Origin of the sequence: Janthinobacterium sp. PSPC1-1, from assembly GCF_049897625.1 — a bacterium.
GTDB classification, from domain to species: domain Bacteria; phylum Pseudomonadota; class Gammaproteobacteria; order Burkholderiales; family Burkholderiaceae_D; genus Janthinobacterium; species Janthinobacterium tructae.
Map to the genome: position 1 here is coordinate 1,427,667 of NZ_JAFCWP010000001.1, position 17,256 is coordinate 1,444,922.

Here is a 17,256-nt window from a genome sequence, read left to right on the forward strand (position 1 = left end):
GGCAATCTGGTCCGGCACACCCTTAGACGGTATTGCGCCGCAAGCCCGCTTCCCGCACGAACACTTGCAGCGCCGGCATGGTCTGCTGGTGCAGCGCTTTCAGTTCCGTTCTCAGCGCGGGCGTGATGGCCAGGCTGCCGTCCGCTTGCTGGCGCACGGGCAAGCCCAGCGCCTGTGCCATTTCCACCGGGTAATTCGTGAAGTCGCCATACGGGCGCTTGCCGTCGACGGACGGGGTGGGCCAGTACCCTTCGGCCAGGTAGTCTTCCGCGCCCATGCCCAGCATTTCCAGCGTCATCCACGACTGTTGCCGCAGCAGCGCCAGATGCCGGGCGGTCAAGGTAAACGGCGCCTTGCCATTGGCATAGCTGCCCGGTTTCAGGTCGGCCATCTGCACGAAGTGCGGCAGCAGCAGCGACGCCTCCATCAGGCGCTGGGCGGCCAGCGCCGCATCCTTGCTGGCGATGGCTTGCATGGCCAGCGCCAAGGTGTCGCCCTTGCCCAGCGGGTAGGCCGGATTGAGCATGGGCGCGCCGCTTTCCACGGGCGACCAGCCGATGTTGAAGCGCCGTATCAGCGCCAGGTGGTGCACATTGAGCACCTTGGGCAGCGATGCATCGAGGGTGGCCAGGATGCGCTGGCGCACGGCGTCGGGCAGGCCGCCGTCGGCCGCGCGCGCAAGCACGGGCGAGCACAGCAGGGCGCCGGCGAGGCGCAGCAGCTGGCGCCGCATGGGCTGGATCAGGCGCGCCATCACGGTGCCGTCAAGTCCTGGCGCTGGAATTCGATGCGGTTTTCCCGGTAGTCCCACTTGGTGTAGGGCCCGAACACGCGCCGGTTTTCCTTGCTGTCGGCATTCGATTGCTCGCGCTTCATGCGCCGCACGAGGGCGGTGTCGACCAGTGGCGCCGTCGTCGTGCCGAACACTTCGTGGCGTACGCTCTGCCTGGCGTCGGCGCCGCGCGAAATGATGGTGAGCTTGCGCGTGGCGGGATCGAAGTACAGGCGCATGGCAAACGTGTTCATATCTTGCAGATACAGGCCATCGTCGCGCCACTGGGCATAGAAATAGTCGCCGCAGACGGCCTTCGGCTCGCGTTTCCACTCGCAGGCGAGCAGGATCAGCAGGTGATGGTCATCGAGCTGTTTGATCGACACGCGGGCCTTGGAATAGCCCCAGTTGCTGGGCGGCACGGTCGTCGACGAGAGCAGGTTGTACTCGCCCACGAGCTTGGGCATGGGCGCTTGCGCGGCGGCGCCGGTGCAAACGGTGAAGGCGGCGGCCGCAAGGGCGCCGTGCATGCGGGAGAATGGTGTCATGATAGCCATAAAAAAAAGTTGCCATATTATAAGTGGCAACTTTCTTTGGGGAACGCGCGATTGAACGCTGCCGTTCGGTTACTTCAGCTTGCTCAACTCGGCCACGTCGATCTTCACGGTCTTGTCGCCCACGGCGGCCACCAGCGCCTTGAAGTGGGGCGTCGCGTAATGCGCCGTCAGCGCGTCCTGGTCGGTCCATTCTTCCAGCATGATGAAGCGCGTGGGAATCTTGTTGTCGAGGTGTAATTCGTAGCGCAGGCAGGCGTTTTCTGCGCGGCTGGGCGGTACGACGGCTTCCAGGGCGGCGCGCACGGCGTCGATATGGTCAGTTTGGGCATCGATGGTGGCGACGACGATCAGGGTCATGGTGGTCCTTGTAAAGTGGTGGGGCGGGTGCAGCTTAGCGTAGTTTGATCATTCTTGCCCGCCATGCCCAGCCTGGCTGCGCCGAAACAGTTTCCGCCGCAGCCAGATAATCAAGCTGAACCTACGCCGCCTGCAGCGCGCCGATCTGCTCGAAAGCGCCCGCTAATGCCTGCGCCCTGGCGGCGTCGCTGACCTTGACACCTTCGGCGCGCACGATCTCGATCTGCGTGATGCCGAGGAAGCCGAGGAAGGCGCGCAGATGGCTTTCCTGGTGTTCCAGCGCGGCCATCGGCGTGTCGGCGCCGTAATAGCCGCCACGCGTCGAGGCGATGATCACGCGTTTGCTGCCCAGCAAGCCTTCGGGACCATTGGCGCCGTACTGAAACGTCTTGCCGGGCAGGGCCAGCGCGTCGAGCCACGATTTGAGCTGGCTGGGGATGGCGAAGTTGTACATGGGCGCGCCGATGACGATGACGTCGGCAGCCAGCACTTGCTCCAGCGCGGCGGACAGTGCTTCGCCCTCGATGGCGCTGGGGGCGGCTGTAAATTGCGGCAAGGGCTGGGCGGCCAGGTCGCGGTAGTGGACGGTGGCGCCGGGCGCGGCCGCTTGCAGGCGGGCGACGATGGCGGCGGACAACTGGCGGCTGACGGAATGCTCGCCGAGGATGCTGGAATCGATATGCAGGATGTTCATGTGAGCCTTCTTGGGTGGTATGATCGGGTGGTATATTTTTGTAACCGAGTTAAATATAGTGACTATCAAATGAACGCACAAGAAGGCACTTTTTCCACACTGGGGCACACGGATGTGACTATTGGCGAGGTGGCCGCGCGCGGCGCCGAGCTGGAACGGCGCATGCGCGACCATGGCGGCCACGCGGGCGTGGCCGACGCGTGCCGGCCGATCACGGATATTCTCACGCGCGTGGGCGACAAATGGAGCGTGATGGTGGTGATGTTGCTGGGCAATGGCACCAAGCGTTTCAACGAAATGCGCCGCCTGATCGGCGGCATCTCGCAGCGCATGCTGACTCTGACCTTGCGCGGTCTGGAGCGCGACGGTCTCGTCACGCGCACGGTGTTTCCCACCGTGCCGCCACGCGTCGATTACGCCTTGACGGACCTGGGCCGCTCTCTCTTGATCCCCATCAGCGCGCTGGGCGCCTGGGCCTACGGCCACCGCGACGCCATCGATGCGGCGCGGCTGGCGTTCGATGCCAGGGCCGATGCGGGCGCGACGCCGGACAGTCAGGCCAGCTCAGTTAGGCTAGCTCAGTTAGGCTAGCTGAATGACGGCCAGCATGTCATTGCCATCCGCGTCCAAGCCTTTTTCCACGAAACCCATGCTGGCATAGAACTGTTTCGCGTTGGCATTGCTGGGCTTGTAGCAAATTTCGATGCTGCGCGCGTCCGGGCGGGCGCGGATTTCCGCCAGCGCCAGGGCGAGGGCGGCGCGGCCATGGCCTTGCCCCTGGCGCCGGTGATCGATCATGAAGCGCCAGATCTGGTAGTAGCCGGGCGGATCTTCGTCGTCGGGCGAGACGAACATCAGGAAACCGATCACCTCCTCAGCGTCATACACGGCGCGTGTATGCATGGTGGCGGGATGGAAACTCGCTTGCGCCATGGAATAGTCGTTGCTGGCCAGGTAGTCGCGCTGCTGGGGCAGCAGGGGCAATTCGCTGATGAGGTCAAAATTGTCGACGGTGACGGGGCGCAGGCTGATGGACATAATTGAAGGCAATGAAAAGGCTGGGCCTGGCAGTATGGGGAAAACTTACTCAAAAGGCAATGCCGTTCCATCACCCGCCCCAAACAGCTGCGCCATGGTCTGGCGCAGCCAGCGGTTCGACGCATCTTCATGGTAGCGCTCGTGCCAGTGCTGCTTGACTGAGAAGCTGGGCAGCGCCACAGGCAGGGGCAGGATGCGGAACGCTTCGTGGTCGCGCATTTGCAGCGCGTAGCGGTACGGTACCGTGACGATGTACTCGGTTTCGGCGACGATGCGCGATACACCGAGGAAGCTGGGCAGTTTCAGCACGATGCGCCGCTGCACGCCGGCCGCCGCCAGCACCTTTTCCACGATGGAATGCCCGGTGCCCGAGCTTTTCACCTCGATATGCCCCTCCGCCAGGAACTCTTCCACAGTAATCGTGTCGCGGATGCGCGGGTGGCTGCTGGCCACCAGGCAGACAAAATGCTGGTCGAACAGTTTCTGCTGATAAAACCCCGATTCCAGGTGCGGCATGAAGCCCACGGCTAGGTCCACTTCGCCTCCTTCCAGGCGCGCCGGCGTGTCGGTGGCGATCTTCGACACGTCCAGCGTGATGTGGGGGCCGATCTGCTGCAGGTGGTTGAGCAACGTGGGCAGCAGCACGATTTCACTGATGTCCGTCATGCAGATGGCAAATTCGCGCGTGCTGGCGGCTGGGTCGAACACGGGCTGGTCAGCCAGCGCATGCTGCCAGGCGGCAATCGCGGCGCGCACGTCCTGCACCGCGTTCTGCGCGCGCGGCGTCGGCTCCATGCCTTTCGAGGTGCGCGCGAACAGGCGGTCGCCGAAATGCGTGCGTAATTTCCCCAGGCCGATGCTCACCGTTGATTGCGGCAAACCCAGGTTTTCCGCCGCGCGCGTCACATTGCGGCTTTTATAGATCTCGTCAAAGATGAACAGCAGTTCGATATCGAAGCGCGACATAAGAGGATTCCACCATTATTTAAAAACGTGATTGTTGTTATTGTATTCCATCGCTTTACCAAATATTGACCTGTCGGCACACTGCTTGCCATACCAAGAGCACGGCAAACGTGCATCGCGCAAGCACACAGATCAATTGGAGGAAAGAAATGGAACATACCAACAAGCCGTCCGTGCTGATCGTCGGCGGCGGCATCGGCGGCATGGCCGCCGCCCTCTCCCTGTCGCGCCTGGGGCTGGCCGTCACCGTGCTGGAACAGGCATCGACCCTGGGCGAGATCGGCGCCGGCATCCAGCTGGCGCCCAATGCCTTCGCCGCGCTCGATGCCTTGGGCGTGGGCGAACGTACGCGTGCCAAGGCTGTCTTCACGGAACGCCTGGTGATGATGGACGCCGTCGACGCGAGCGAGGTAGGCACTTTCGTCGTCGATGCGGCCTTCCGCGAACGCTTCGCCAACCCCTACGCCGTCATCCACCGCGCCGACATCCACGGCGCCATCCTCGACGCCGTGCGCACTTCGCCCCTGATTACCTTTGTGACCTCCTCGCAGGTGACGGACGTCGTGGAAGATGCGGATGGCGTCACCGTGGTCGATGCGGCAGGGCGCAGCTTCCGCGCCGATGTGCTGATCGGCTGCGATGGCGTCAAGTCCGTGATCCGCGAGCGCATCGTGGGCGATGTGGTGCGCGTTTCCGGCCACGTGGTGTACCGCGCCGTGGTGCCGGCCGCCGACATGCCGGCCGACTTGCGCTGGAACGCGCCCGTCGTCTGGGCCGGACCGAACTGCCACCTCGTGCACTACCCGCTGCGCAATGGCGAGCAATACAACCTGGTGGTGACTTTCCACAGCCGCGAGCAGGAAGCGTGGAGCGTCACGGACGGCAGCAAGGAAGAAGTGCTGTCCTACTTCGACGGCGTGCATGCGCAGCCGCGCCAGCTGCTGCACAAGCCGACCAGCTGGAAACGCTGGAGCACGGCCGACCGCGACCCCGTCGCCAACTGGAGCACGAAGCGCATGACTTTGCTGGGCGACTCGGCCCACCCGATGCTGCAATACCTGGCGCAGGGCGCCTGCATGGCGCTGGAAGATGCCGTCACCCTGGGCGAAGCCGTGCGCGCCTGCGATTTCGACATGGCCGCCGCCTTCCAGCTGTATCAACGCTCGCGCATCGCCCGCACGGCCCGCGTGGTGCTGTCGGCGCGCGAAATGGGCCGGCTGTATCACGCCAAAGGCGTCGAACGCCTGGTGCGCAATGACTTGTGGCGCGGCCGTACGCCCGCGCAATTCTATGAAGCGTTGGCCTGGCTGTATGGCTGGACGGCGCAAACCTGCCTGGCCACCACCGAGAAGGACGCAGCATGACTTCCCATCAAACGCCCGAACGCGAGGCTTTATATGCAGCCCTGAGCGGCATGCATCTGTCGCCGCTGTGGCAATCCTTGCACACCCTGGTGCCGCCCCATCCGACGGCGCCGTATGCCCCCGCCCTGTGGCGCTATGCGGATATCGCGCCGCAGCTGGCGCGCGCCGGCGAAGTGATCACCGCCCACGAAGCCGTGCGCCGCGTCCTGGTGCTGGAAAACCCGGCCTTGCCTGGGCGTTCGTCGATTACGCAATCGCTGTACGCGGGCCTGCAGCTGATTTTGCCCGGCGAAGTGGCGCCCTCGCACCGTCACAGCCAGTCCGCGCTGCGCTTTGTGATCGAAGGGCAGGGCGCCTACACGACGGTGGCGGGCGAGCGCACCACCATGCACCCTGGGGACTTCATCATCACCCCGTCGTGGACCTGGCATGACCATGGCAACCTGGGTGTGGACGGCGTCTGCGAGCCTGTCGTGTGGCTCGATGGCCTCGACATTCCCATGCTGCGCTATTTCGATTCCGGCTTCGCGGAAAACGACACGCAGGACAGTCAGACGGTCAGCCGTCCGGAAGGCCAGAGCTTCGCCCGCTACGGCTACAACATGGCGCCCGTGAAGCAGCTGCACGAGGGCGCCACCTCGCCCATCTTCAACTACCCGTATGCCCGTTCGCGCGAAGCGCTGGACCTGCTGTCGCGCACCGACGCCATCGACGACTGGCACGGCTACAAGCTGCGCTACACGAATCCGCTGACGGGCGGCTCGCCGATGCCCACCATGGCCACCTTCATGCAGCTGCTGCCCAAAGGTTTCAAGGGCAAGCGCGCGCGCAGCACCGACGGCACCGTCTACAGCGTGGTCGAAGGCCACGGCAAGGTGACGATCGGAGTGCAGGTATTCGACTTCGCCCCGCGCGATACCTTCGTCGTGCCATCGTGGGCCCTTGTCTCCTTCGACTGCCCGCAGGACGACGTCGTGCTGTTCAGTTTTTCCGACCGCCCCGTGCAGCAAGCCATGGGCGTGCTGCGCGAGCAGTTTTTGACCGATTGATTTTTTCACAGGATTTCACCATGACCAACTTCATTTTTGAACCCCAAGCCATCGCCGGCCTGCCCATCCTTGGCACCGACAGCCAGTTTCCCGTGCGCCGCATCTACTGCGTGGGCCGCAACTACGCCGCCCATGCGCGCGAAATGGGCTTTGATCCCGACCGCGAACCGCCATTCTTCTTTTGCAAGCCGAATGACGACAAGTCCGTCGTGTCCGTGCTGCCCGGCGTGACGGCCACCGTGCCGTATCCGGCGCAGACGTCGAACTACCACCATGAAATCGAACTGGTGGTCGCCATCGGCAAGGGCGGCAAGGACATCGCCCTGGAGGACGCGGCGTCGCACATCTTCGGCTACGGCGTGGGCCTGGACATGACGCGGCGCGACCTGCAGATGCGCATGCGCGAACAGGGTCGCCCGTGGGAAATCGGCAAGGCCTTCGACTATTCGGCCCCCATCGGCGCGCTCACGCCCATCGCGGTGTCCGGTGAAATCAACACGGGCGCCATCGTGCTGGAAGTGGATGGAAAAATCGTGCAGACGAGTGACCTCACGCACCTGATCTGGTCCGTCAATGAAGTCATCGCCAATCTGTCCACGCTGTTCGAGCTGCAGCCGGGCGACATCATCATGACGGGCACGCCCGAAGGCGTGGGCGCCGTCACCAGCGGGCAAACCATGGAGGCGCGCATCGCCGGGCTGACGCCGATCACCGTCGCCGTGCAGTAAACACCATCGGGCCAGCGCGGCACAGATCGCGCAGCCCCAGCGAACAATAACAATGGAGACAAGACAATGACTACCCACGCCGGCACCGACGTCCAGCACTTCCTCGACAGCCACCCGTTTTCCCGCTACCAGAAGCTGATCCTCTGGCTATGCTTTCTGATCGTCGCCATCGACGGCTTTGACACGGCCTCGATCGGCTTCATCGCGCCCGCCATCCGCGCCGAATGGGGCTTGACGCCCGCCGCGCTGGCGCCCCTGTTCGGCGCGGGCCTGTTTGGCCTGATGGCCGGCTCTTTCCTGTTCGGCCCCCTGGCGGACCGCTACGGCCGGCGTCCCGTGCTGATCGTCTCCGTGGCGTTTTTCGGCGCCGCCAGCCTGCTGTCGGCCTGGTCGACGGATCTGACGATGCTGCTGGTGCTGCGCTTTTTGACGGGGCTGGGCCTGGGCGGCGCCATGCCGACGTCGGTGACCATGACGTCCGAATACTGCCCGCAGCAGCGCCGTTCCGGCCTGGTGACCATGATGTTCTGCGGCTTTACCATCGGTTCCGCGCTGGGCGGCCTGGCCTCGGCGCAGCTGCTGCACCTGATCGGCTGGCGCGGCGTGCTGATGCTCGGCGGCGCCTTGCCGCTGCTGCTGGTGCCCGTGCTGTTGCTGGCGCTGCCCGAATCGCTGCGCTGGCTGGTGCTGAAAGGCCGCGACGCCAGCCAGGTGCTGAACATCGCACGCCGCATCGCGCCCACCCTGGCCGCCTTGCCGCGCCTCGTCGTCAGCGATAAAAAACTCGCCGGCTCGCCCATGGCCGAATTGTTCCGTCCCGGCGTCATTGGCGGCACCTTGCTGCTGTGGTCCACGTTTTTCATGAGTTTATTGATCATCTATCTGCTCTCGAGCTGGATGCCGACGCTGTTGAATGGCAATGGGCTGTCCCTCTCGAACGCCTCGCTGGTGACGATGATGTTCCAGGTGGGTGGCACCGTCGGCGCCATCATGCTGGGGCGCTGGATGGACCGCTACAGTCCGCACAAAGTGCTCAGCATCGCCTACCTGGCCGCCGCCGGCTGCATCGTCGTCGTGGCGCTGTCGGGCAGCAGCCTGGCCCTGCTGGTGCTGGCCGTGTTTGGCGTGGGCTTCGGCGTGAGCGGCTCGCAAGTGGGCGCCAATGCGCTGGCTGCCGCCTTTTACCCCACGTCGAGCCGCGCCACGGGCGTCAGCTGGGCGGCCGCCGTGGGACGCAGCGGTTCCGTGCTCGGTTCCATGGCCGGCGGCCTGATGCTGACCCTGAAACTCGATAACGAAACCATCTTCTTCCTGCTGGCCATTCCGGCCGTGCTGGCGTCCCTGGCCTTGCTGGCCATGGGTCGTTTGATGCGCACCCGGACTGGCGCCAGCGCCGTTCCCGCTACCCTGAAAGAGAGCACCGTATGAAACTGCATGGCTATTACCGCAGCTCCGCGTCCTACCGCGTGCGCATTGCGCTGAACCTGAAACAGCTGCACGCCGACACGGCCTATGTGCACCTGAGCCGCAATGGCGGCGAGCAGTTCACGCCGGCGTTTTCCAGCCTGAACCCGCAGCACCTGCTGCCCGTGCTGGAGGACGGCGGCGCCGTGCTGACGCAATCCTTGGCCATCATCGAATACCTCGACGAGACGCAGGCGGGGCAAAAACTGCTGCCGGCCGATGCCCTGGGGCGCGCTCGCGTGCGCCAGCTGGCCATGGTCTGCGCCTGCGACATCCACCCGCTGAACAATCTGCGCATCCTGAATTACCTGACGGGCCCTTTGGCCCTGTCGCAGGAACAGAAGAACGCCTGGTACCAGCACTGGACGCATCTGGGCCTGGCCGCGCTGGAAGCGCAGCTGGCGAGCGGCGCACATACGGGCATGTTCTGCCATGGCGACACGCCGACCCTGGCCGATTGCTGCCTGGTGCCGCAGGTGTACAACGCGCGGCGCTTCCAGTGCGACCTGGCGCCGTATCCCACGATCCTGCGCATCGTCGCGCACTGCGAGGCGCTGCCGGCGTTCCAGCACGCGCACCCGGATGCACAGCCAGACGCAGAATAAAAACCACAATAAACGGAGACAAGCATGAGAAAAATCAACGCCACACGCAAGCTGACTGCGCTGGCGCTGCTGGGCGCGTGCGCCTGCAGCGTGACCACAGGCGCTTACGCGCAAAGCGGCGTCACCCTGTACGGAGTGCTCGACAGCTCCGTGGCTTACACAAGCAATGCCAATGCGGCCGGCGACAGCGTCACCAAGATGCCCACTTTGACGGGTTCATTGCCATCGCGCTTAGGTTTCAAGGGCGTGGAAGACCTGGGCGGCGGCTTGCAGGCGATCTTTGCGCTGGAATCGGGCTTCGGCGTCGATACGGGCATCGCGGGGCAGGGCGGTCGGCTGTTCGGCCGCCAGTCGTACGTGGGCTTGAAGGGGCGCTATGGCACTCTGACGCTGGGACGGCAGATGAACATGTCGTTCTGGGCCACGCAAAAGTCTGACATCATGGGTCCGGCCCTGTTTTCCATCAGCAGCCTCGACCTGTACCTGCCGAATGCGCGCAGCGACAACGCCATCGGCTACCTGGGCACGTTTTCCGATGTGACCGTGGGCGCCACCTACAGCCTGGGGCGCGACGCCTCGGCGGCGGGCGGGCCGGCGGCCACGGGCTGCGCAGGCGAAGTGGCGGGCAATGCCAAGGCTTGCCGCCAGATCACCGCCTTGCTCGGTTACGACACGGGCCGCTATGGCGCCACGGCGTCGTACGACATCATGTACGGCAACGCGGGCGCGGCCAACGGCCTCACATCGAGCCGCAACTTCGACCGCCGCGTGATCGCCAGCGCCTATGCCATGGTTGACAAGCTGAAAATCGGCGGCGGCATCATTGACCGCAGCATCCGCGCCGCCACGGGGCCAGTTGATTCGCAGCTGCTGTACTTCGGCGCCGCGTATCCGCTGGCGCCCGCGCTGGTCCTTGATGGACAGCTCGCCAGGCTGGCCGTCAAGCACAGCCCGAACGACTCCACCCTGGCCACCGTGCGCCTGACGTATCACCTGTCCAAACGCACGGCCGTCTACAGCGCCATCGGCCGCATGGATAACGATGGCGCGGCCGCCGTGGCGCTGGACGCGGGCGGCACCGTGGGCGCGGGGCGCACGCAGAATGGCGTGATGGCGGGGATGCGCCACTTTTTCTGAACGCTGTCCCAGCTTTACCGCGCAGCAAGGGCCGCAGGTGCCGGCGCCGGCGCCTGCCAGCCGCCGCCCAGCGCCTTGTAGGTGGCGACCGCCGCGCGCGCGGCGGCCGTTTGCGCCTGCGCGCGCGCATCCTCGGCCCGCAACAGCTGGGCGTCGGCCTGCAGCACATCGTGGCGGCCCACCACGCCCTTGTGGAAGGCCGCCAGCGCAGCGGCGCGTGCGCGCTCCAGCGCTTCGACGCTTTGCGCCTGCAGGCCTGCCTGCTGTTCGTATCCGAGCAGTGCCGAACAGGCATTCTCCACGTCTTCCGTGGCATGCAGCACGGCCAGCCGGTAGGCCGCCAGCAACTCGGCTTCCTGGCCCCGGGCGGCGTCGATCTGTGCTGCGATGCGGCCGAAATCGAACAGGCGCCAGCGCATGCCGAGTACGCCCGCGGCCTGGCCGGACCCGCTGGCAAACAGGGAGCCGCCGGCGGTGGTGCTGCCGAGCAGGGCGCCCAGGCTCAGTTTGGGATAGTATTCGGCCACTTGCGCGCCGGTGCGCGCGCTCGCCGCGGCCAGGCGCCGCTCGGCCACGATCAGGTCGGGCCGGCGCCGCAGCAGGTCGCCTGGCGTACCGCCGGCCGTGATGCGTGGCGCGACCGCGATGATGCCGCTGGCGGGCAGTTCCTGGCCATGGGTGCCGGGCGCCGCGCCCAGCATCACGTCGAGCGCATGCAGTGCCACGTCGCGCGCCGTTTCCAGGCCCGGCATGGCCGCGCGCGCCTGCGCCAGTGCCGCCTCGGCCTGCCGCAGCGCCGGCTCGTTCACCAGCCCCTTGCCATACAACAGCGCCGCGATGTCCAGCGCCGCCGCCTGGGTGTCGACCTGCCTGCGTGCCAGATCGCGCCGCGTTTGCAGGCCCTGGATGGTCAGATACAAGTCGGCTGTCTGCGCCGCCACGGCCAGCCGCGCTGCCGCCCATCCCGCTGCCGTTGCCTCGTAGTCGGCGCGCGCCGCTTCGCGTTCTCGGCGCAGGCCGCCGAACAGGTCGATTTCCCACGACGCTTCCAGGTTGACTTCATGCGCGCTGCCGGCGCGCGCGAACCCCGGTGCGGCATTGAGCACCTTGCCCAGCGGCGTCTGCACCGATTGATAGGCGCGCGCGGTCTGGCCATCGAGATTGGCGGAAGGCAGCAAGGCGGCATCGGCCGCGCCCAGCGCTGCGCGCGCCTGTTGCACCCTGGCCGCCGCCTGCGCCAGGTCGAGGTTTTGCGCCAGTGCCAGCGTCACCAGGCGGGTCAGGTGCGGATCGCCAAACGCCGTCCACCACTGCTGCAGATCGGCTGCATCGGCGTCCTGGCGCAAGCCGACTGCCGACTGGTGCAGATACTGCGCCGCTTGCGGCAGTGCGGGCCGCTGGTAATCGGCACCGGCGGTGCAGCCGGCGGCCAGGCCGGCGGCAAGCAGCAGGAGGGGGAGGCGCAGAAGGGGCGGGATGGGCATGGGGATCGTCCTGTTCGTCAAAAATGGAATAATTTGTGACTATAATACATTTTGGTCACTGATTGTACATTTTGGCGTGGCGCGTTAAGCTGTTGCCATGAACCACACCACACTGCATCCAACAATGCCGTCGCCCGCGCGCGGCCCGGCCGGCCACGACGTGCGCGAGCAGATCGTCGTCGCCGCCACCGAGTATTTCAGCCTGTATGGCTACGAAAAGACCACCGTGTCCGACCTGGCCAAGGCCATCGGCTTTTCCAAGGCGTATATCTACAAGTTCTTCGAGTCCAAGCAAGCCATCGGCGAGCATATCTGCGGCAACTGCCTGCGCCAGATCGAAACCGAGGTCAGGGCGGCGGTGGATGCCGCTGCGCAGCCGCCAGAGAAGCTGCGGCGCATGTTCAAGGCCAGCGTCGAGGCCAGCCTGCGGCTGTTCTTCCAGGACCGCAAGCTGTACGACATCGCCGCGTCGGCCGCCACCGGGCGCTGGCCGACGGTGCAGGCCTATGAGCTGGCCATGGGCGCCTTGCTGCAGGATATCTTGCAGCAGGGCCGCAAGACAGGTGACTTCGAGCGCAAGACGCCGCTCGACGAAACAGCCAGCGCGATCTACCTGGTGATGCGCCCCTACATCAATCCCTTGCTGCTGCAGCACAGCCTGGAGACGAGCGAGACGGCGCCGGCACAATTGTCCAGCCTGGTGTTGCGCAGCTTGTCACCCTAGTCACAATGCTGATTAGTGACTGTTGACTTATTTGGTCACTAGTACCAAAATGAGAACCCTGTTCAATTCGTTCATGGGATTCTTATGCGCTGGCGCCGTCTTGCCTCATCTGCTGTCATCACCGCCTTGCCCCTGGCCTTGTCCCTGGGCCTGACCGCCTGCGGCGAGAAGGCGCAAGCCGATCCGCGTACCGCCATGCCGCTGGTGCGCGCCGTCACGGTGCAGGGTGCCGAGTCGGGTGCGCGTAGCTTTACCGGCGTGGTCGCGCCACGCGTGCAAAGCGAACTGGGTTTTCGGGTCGCCGGCAAGGTGCAAGAGCGCCTGGTCGATGCCGGCCAGGCCGTGCGGCGGGGCCAGGCCTTGATGCGCCTCGATGCGCAGGACTTGCAACTGCTGGCCCAGGCACGCCAGGACGCGGTCACGGCCGAGCGCGCCCGCGCGCGCCAGACGGCCGACGAGGAGGCGCGTTACCGCGACTTGCGCGGCACCGGTGCCATCTCGGCATCAGCCTACGACCAGGCCAGGGCGCTGGCCGACGCCGCTGCTGCCCAGCTCAAGGCAGCCGAGGCCCAGGCCGACGTGGCGCGCAATGCGCTGCGCTACGCAGTGCTGGTGGCCGATGCCGATGGCATCGTGACGGAGACGCTGGCCGAACCGGGCCAGGTACTCGCTGCCGGGCAGCCGGCGGTGCGCCTGGCGCATGACGGGCGGCGCGAAGCGGCGATCCAGCTGCCGGAAACCTTGCGCCCGGCGCTTGGTTCGACCGCCCAGGCCACGCTATTTGGCAGGCTGGGCGCCAGCGTGCCGGCCACGCTGCGGCAGCTGTCGCAGAACGCGGACCGGCAAACGCGCACCTTCGAGGCGCGCTATGTGCTCGATGCAGCGCTGTCGGGCGCGCCACTGGGCGCCACCGTCACGGTGCGCATTGCCGGTAGCGCCGATGCCGGCGATGCCGTACGGGTACCGCTCGCGGCCCTGCACGACGGGGGCAAGGGGCCGGGCGTGTGGCTGATCCAGGGCGAGCCGGCGCGGCTGGCCTGGCGGCCCGTCAAGGTGCGCCGCCTGCACGATGATGGCGCCGACGTCAGCGGCCAGCTCAAAAGCGGCGAACGCATCGTCGCGCTGGGCGCCCACCTGCTGCGCGACGGCGAGCAGGTCGCACTTGAGCAAGCGGGCGCGGGAGCGCGGCCATGAGCGGCGGCTTCAACCTGTCGGCGCTGGCCGTGCGCGAGCGTTCCGTCACGCTGTTCCTGATCTGCCTGATATCGCTGGCCGGCCTGTTGTCCTTCTTTAAACTGGGACGGGCGGAAGACCCGGCCTTCACGGTCAAGGTGATGACCATCGTCACCGCCTGGCCAGGCGCCAGCGCGCGCGAAATGCAGGATCAGGTGGCCGAAAAGATCGAAAAGCGCTTGCAGGAGCTGCGCTGGTACGAGCGCGCCGAAACCTATACCACGCCCGGCCTGGCGTTCACTACCCTGACCCTGCTCGACAGCACGCCGCCCGACCAGGTGCAGGCCGAGTTTTACCAGGCGCGCAAGAAGGCTGGCGACGAGGCGGCCAACCTGCCGTCCGGTGTCATCGGCCCCATGATCAACGACGAATACGCGGACGTCACCTTTGCCCTGTTTGCGCTCAAGGCGCGGGGCGAGCCGCAGCGCCTGCTGGTGCGCGAGGCGGAAACCTTGCGCCAGCGCCTGCTGCACGTGCCGGGCGTGAAGAAGGTCAATATCATCGGCGAGCAGGCCGAACGCATCTATGTCGAGTTTTCCCAGGAGCGCCTGGCCACCCTGGGCATCAGGGCGCAGGACGTGTTTGCTGCGCTGCACGGCCAGAATGCACTCACGCCAGCCGGTTCGGTCCAGACGCGGGGGCCGCAAGTGTTCATCCGCCTCGACGGCGCGCTCGACGCGCTGCAAAAGATCCGCGACACGCCGGTGGTGGCGCAGGGCCGCACCTTGGCCCTGTCCGATATCGCCACCGTGCGTCGCGGCCACGAGGACCCGGCCAGCTTCATGGTGCGCAATGGCGGCGAGCCGGCGCTGCTGCTGGGCGTGGTCATGCGCGATGGCTGGAATGGCCTGGACCTGGGCCGCGCGCTGGAGCGGGAAGTGACGGCCATCGGCACTGAAATGCCGCTGGGTATGAGCCTGACCAAGGTCACCGACCAGGCTGTCAATATCGGCGCGGCTGTGGATGAATTCATGCTCAAGTTCCTCGCCGCGCTGCTGGTGGTGATGCTGGTGTGTTTTGTCAGCATGGGCTGGCGCGTCGGCATCGTCGTTGCCGCCGCCGTGCCGCTGACCCTTGCCGTCGTGTTCATCGTGATGGCCGCGACAGGCAAGAATTTCGACCGCATCACCCTCGGTTCCCTGATCCTGGGACTGGGCCTGCTGGTGGACGACGCCATCATCGCCATCGAGATGATGGTGGTCAAGATGGAAGAGGGCTACAGCCGCATTGCCGCTTCCGCCTATGCCTGGAGCCATACGGCCGCGCCCATGCTGGCGGGCACCCTGGTCACGGCCGTCGGCTTCATGCCCAACGGCTTTGCCCGCTCCAGCGCCGGCGAGTACACCAGCAATATGTTCTGGATCGTCGGCATCGCCCTGATCGCCTCGTGGGTGGTGGCCGTGGTGTTTACGCCTTACCTGGGCGTGAAGCTCCTGCCCGAGCTGAAAAAGGTCGCGGGCGGCCATGATGCGCTGTACGACACGCCGCACTACCACCGCTTTCGCCGCCTGCTGGGACGCGTGATCGGCAGAAAATGGCTGGTGTTCGCCACCGTGATCGGCCTGTTCGTGCTGGCCGTGCTGGGCATGGCCGTCGTCAAGAAGCAGTTTTTCCCCATCTCCGACCGTCCTGAAGTGCTGATCGAAGTGCAACTGCCTTACGGCAGCGCGATCGGGCAGACCAGCGGCGCGGCTGCGAAAGTGGAAGCCTGGCTGGCGCGCCAGCCCGAGGCGAAGATCGTCACGGCCTATGTTGGCCAGGGCGCGCCGCGCTTTTACCTGGCGATGGGGCCGGAATTGCCCGATCCTTCGTTTGCCAAGATCGTCGTGCGCACCGACAGCCAGCAAGCGCGCGACACCCTCAAGCAGCGCTTGCGCATGGCCATTGCCGCCGGCCTGGCGCCGGAGGCGCGCGTGCGGGTCACGCAACTGGTGTTCGGCCCGTATTCGCCGTTTCCCGTCGCCTACCGCGTCAGCGGCCCGGACCCCGAGGTGTTGCGCACCATCGCCGGCCAGGTACAGCGCGTGATGCAGGCCAGTCCCATGATGCGCACCGTCAATACCGACTGGGGCACGCGCACGCCCACCCTGCATTTCAGCCTGCAGCAGGACCGCTTGCAAGCCATGGGGCTGAGCTCAGGCGCCGTGGCGCAGCAGCTGCAGTTCCTGCTCAGCGGCGTACCCGTCACCGCCGTGCGTGAAGATATCCGCACGGTGCAGGTGGTGGCGCGCGCGGCCGGCGACATGCGCCTGGACCCGGCCCGTATCGCCGACCTGACCCTGGCTGGCGCCAACGGCGAGCGCATCGCGCTGTCGCAGGTGGGGGCCGTGGAGGTACGCTGGGAAGAACCGGTGCTGCGCCGGAGAGATCGCCAGCCGACGATCACCGTGCGTGGCGACATCGCCGACGGCCTGCAGCCGCCCGACGTGTCGGGCGCCATCACGGCGCAGCTGCGCTCCATCATCGATACGCTGCCAGGCGGCTACCGCATCGAGCAGGCCGGCTCGATCGAGGAATCGGCGAAGGCGACGCAGGCCATGCTGCCCCTGTTCCCCATCATGCTGGCGTTGACCCTGCTGATGATCATTCTGCAGGTGCGCTCGATTTCGGCCATGGTCATGGTCTTCCTGACCAGTCCACTGGGCTTGATCGGCGTCGTGCCCACCCTGATCCTGTTCCAGCAGCCGTTCGGCATCAATGCGCTGGTCGGCCTGATCGCACTGTCGGGCATTTTGATGCGCAACACGCTGATCCTGATCGGCCAGATCCACCATAACGAGGCGGCCGGGCTGGCGCCTTTCGATGCCGTCGTCGAAGCGACCGTGCAGCGCGCCAGGCCGGTGATCCTTACCGCCCTGGCGGCCATCCTGGCCTTCATTCCGCTGACCCATTCGGTCTTCTGGGGAACGCTGGCCTACACCCTGATCGGCGGCACGTTTGCCGGCACGGTGCTGACCCTGGTGTTTTTGCCGGCCATGTATGCGATCTGGTTCAGAATACGGCCGCAGGCTGTCTAGCTTGAACAGCGGGCCGGGGACGCGGGCCTGAGAAAATGCCGATGGCGGCGTTGCAGCTTCCTTGCCG

At 65.8% G+C, this 17,256-nt stretch carries 17 protein-coding genes; 10 read left to right on the top strand and 7 right to left on the bottom strand.

All coding sequences use genetic code 11. The features are described 5' to 3' along the window. Nucleotides 1-22 precede the first annotated feature (22 nt). The 4 genes from ACP7EG_RS06325 to ACP7EG_RS06340 form a co-directional block, all read right to left on the bottom strand. Nucleotides 23-754 (bottom strand): hypothetical protein, encoded by a 732-nt coding sequence (locus ACP7EG_RS06325; RefSeq protein ID WP_426086899.1) that lies wholly within the window; start codon nt 752-754, stop codon nt 23-25. After that, nucleotides 754-1,320: a hypothetical protein gene (locus ACP7EG_RS06330; RefSeq protein ID WP_426086900.1), complete on the bottom strand. Its 567-nt coding sequence runs from the start codon at nt 1,318-1,320 to the stop codon at nt 754-756. The genes ACP7EG_RS06325 and ACP7EG_RS06330 overlap by 1 nt, the downstream gene beginning before the upstream one ends. A gap of 78 nt (nt 1,321-1,398) precedes the next feature. Next, the gene (locus tag ACP7EG_RS06335; protein ID WP_426086901.1) at nt 1,399-1,686 is read right to left on the bottom strand and encodes a putative quinol monooxygenase; all 288 of its coding nucleotides are present in this window, start codon (nt 1,684-1,686) and stop codon (nt 1,399-1,401) included. 121 nt (nt 1,687-1,807) lie between these two features. Continuing rightward, the gene (locus tag ACP7EG_RS06340; RefSeq protein ID WP_426086902.1) at nt 1,808-2,380 is read right to left on the bottom strand and encodes an FMN-dependent NADH-azoreductase; all 573 of its coding nucleotides are present in this window, start codon (nt 2,378-2,380) and stop codon (nt 1,808-1,810) included. 162 nt (nt 2,381-2,542) lie between these two features. On the opposite strand from ACP7EG_RS06340, the gene ACP7EG_RS06345 reads away from it, so the two are divergent. After that, entirely contained in the window at nt 2,543-2,971 is a 429-nt protein-coding gene (locus ACP7EG_RS06345; RefSeq protein ID WP_426087145.1) for a winged helix-turn-helix transcriptional regulator, read from the top strand. Here ACP7EG_RS06345 and ACP7EG_RS06350 read toward each other — a convergent pair. Both ACP7EG_RS06350 and ACP7EG_RS06355 read right to left on the bottom strand, forming a co-directional pair. After that, nucleotides 2,963-3,418, bottom strand: a complete 456-nt coding sequence (locus ACP7EG_RS06350; RefSeq protein WP_426086903.1) for a GNAT family N-acetyltransferase — start codon at nt 3,416-3,418, stop codon at nt 2,963-2,965. The two genes, ACP7EG_RS06345 and ACP7EG_RS06350, sit on opposite strands and share 9 nt — an antisense overlap. 45 nt (nt 3,419-3,463) lie before the next feature. After that, nucleotides 3,464-4,384 carry a LysR family transcriptional regulator gene (locus ACP7EG_RS06355; protein ID WP_426086904.1) on the bottom strand — a complete coding sequence of 307 codons (921 nt, stop codon included), beginning with the start codon at nt 4,382-4,384 and terminating at the stop codon, nt 3,464-3,466. A 149-nt stretch (nt 4,385-4,533) separates the two neighbouring features. Between ACP7EG_RS06355 and ACP7EG_RS06360 the strand changes: the two genes are divergently transcribed. The 6 genes from ACP7EG_RS06360 to ACP7EG_RS06385 all read left to right on the top strand — a co-directional run bounded on the left by ACP7EG_RS06360 (nt 4,534) and on the right by ACP7EG_RS06385 (nt 10,731). Further along, the gene (locus ACP7EG_RS06360; protein WP_426086906.1) at nt 4,534-5,748 is read left to right on the top strand and encodes a 3-hydroxybenzoate 6-monooxygenase; all 1,215 of its coding nucleotides are present in this window, start codon (nt 4,534-4,536) and stop codon (nt 5,746-5,748) included. Then, nucleotides 5,745-6,797, top strand: a complete 1,053-nt coding sequence (gtdA, locus tag ACP7EG_RS06365) for a gentisate 1,2-dioxygenase (RefSeq protein ID WP_426086907.1) — start codon at nt 5,745-5,747, stop codon at nt 6,795-6,797. The genes ACP7EG_RS06360 and gtdA overlap by 4 nt, the downstream gene beginning before the upstream one ends. A gap of 20 nt (nt 6,798-6,817) precedes the next feature. Then, complete coding sequence (locus ACP7EG_RS06370; protein WP_426086908.1) at nt 6,818-7,525, top strand: fumarylacetoacetate hydrolase family protein; 708 nt, start codon at nt 6,818-6,820, stop codon at nt 7,523-7,525. 66 nt (nt 7,526-7,591) lie between these two features. Beyond that, a complete protein-coding gene (locus ACP7EG_RS06375) occupies nt 7,592-8,953 on the top strand; it encodes an MFS transporter (protein WP_426086909.1) in 1,362 nt (453 codons plus the stop codon). Further along, the gene (maiA, locus tag ACP7EG_RS06380) at nt 8,950-9,594 is read left to right on the top strand and encodes a maleylacetoacetate isomerase (protein ID WP_426086910.1); all 645 of its coding nucleotides are present in this window, start codon (nt 8,950-8,952) and stop codon (nt 9,592-9,594) included. The genes ACP7EG_RS06375 and maiA overlap by 4 nt, the downstream gene beginning before the upstream one ends. A 24-nt stretch (nt 9,595-9,618) precedes the next feature. After that, nucleotides 9,619-10,731 carry a porin gene (locus tag ACP7EG_RS06385; RefSeq protein ID WP_426086911.1) on the top strand — a complete coding sequence of 371 codons (1,113 nt, stop codon included), beginning with the start codon at nt 9,619-9,621 and terminating at the stop codon, nt 10,729-10,731. A gap of 14 nt (nt 10,732-10,745) precedes the next feature. Here ACP7EG_RS06385 and ACP7EG_RS06390 read toward each other — a convergent pair whose 3' ends face one another. Next, complete coding sequence (locus ACP7EG_RS06390) at nt 10,746-12,215, bottom strand: efflux transporter outer membrane subunit (RefSeq protein WP_426086912.1); 1,470 nt, start codon at nt 12,213-12,215, stop codon at nt 10,746-10,748. A 97-nt stretch (nt 12,216-12,312) separates the two neighbouring features. Here ACP7EG_RS06390 and ACP7EG_RS06395 point away from each other — a divergent pair, with 97 nt between their 5' ends. The 3 genes from ACP7EG_RS06395 to ACP7EG_RS06405 all read left to right on the top strand — a co-directional run bounded on the left by ACP7EG_RS06395 (nt 12,313) and on the right by ACP7EG_RS06405 (nt 17,189). Next, nucleotides 12,313-12,939 carry a TetR/AcrR family transcriptional regulator gene (locus ACP7EG_RS06395; protein WP_071077079.1) on the top strand — a complete coding sequence of 209 codons (627 nt, stop codon included), beginning with the start codon at nt 12,313-12,315 and terminating at the stop codon, nt 12,937-12,939. Between the two features lie 84 nt (nt 12,940-13,023). Beyond that, nucleotides 13,024-14,133, top strand: a complete 1,110-nt coding sequence (locus tag ACP7EG_RS06400; protein ID WP_426086913.1) for an efflux RND transporter periplasmic adaptor subunit — start codon at nt 13,024-13,026, stop codon at nt 14,131-14,133. Beyond that, nucleotides 14,130-17,189 (top strand): efflux RND transporter permease subunit, encoded by a 3,060-nt coding sequence (locus ACP7EG_RS06405; protein ID WP_426086914.1) that lies wholly within the window; start codon nt 14,130-14,132, stop codon nt 17,187-17,189. Before ACP7EG_RS06400 ends, ACP7EG_RS06405 begins: the two co-directional genes overlap by 4 nt. The last annotated feature ends 67 nt before the right edge of the window (nt 17,190-17,256 follow it).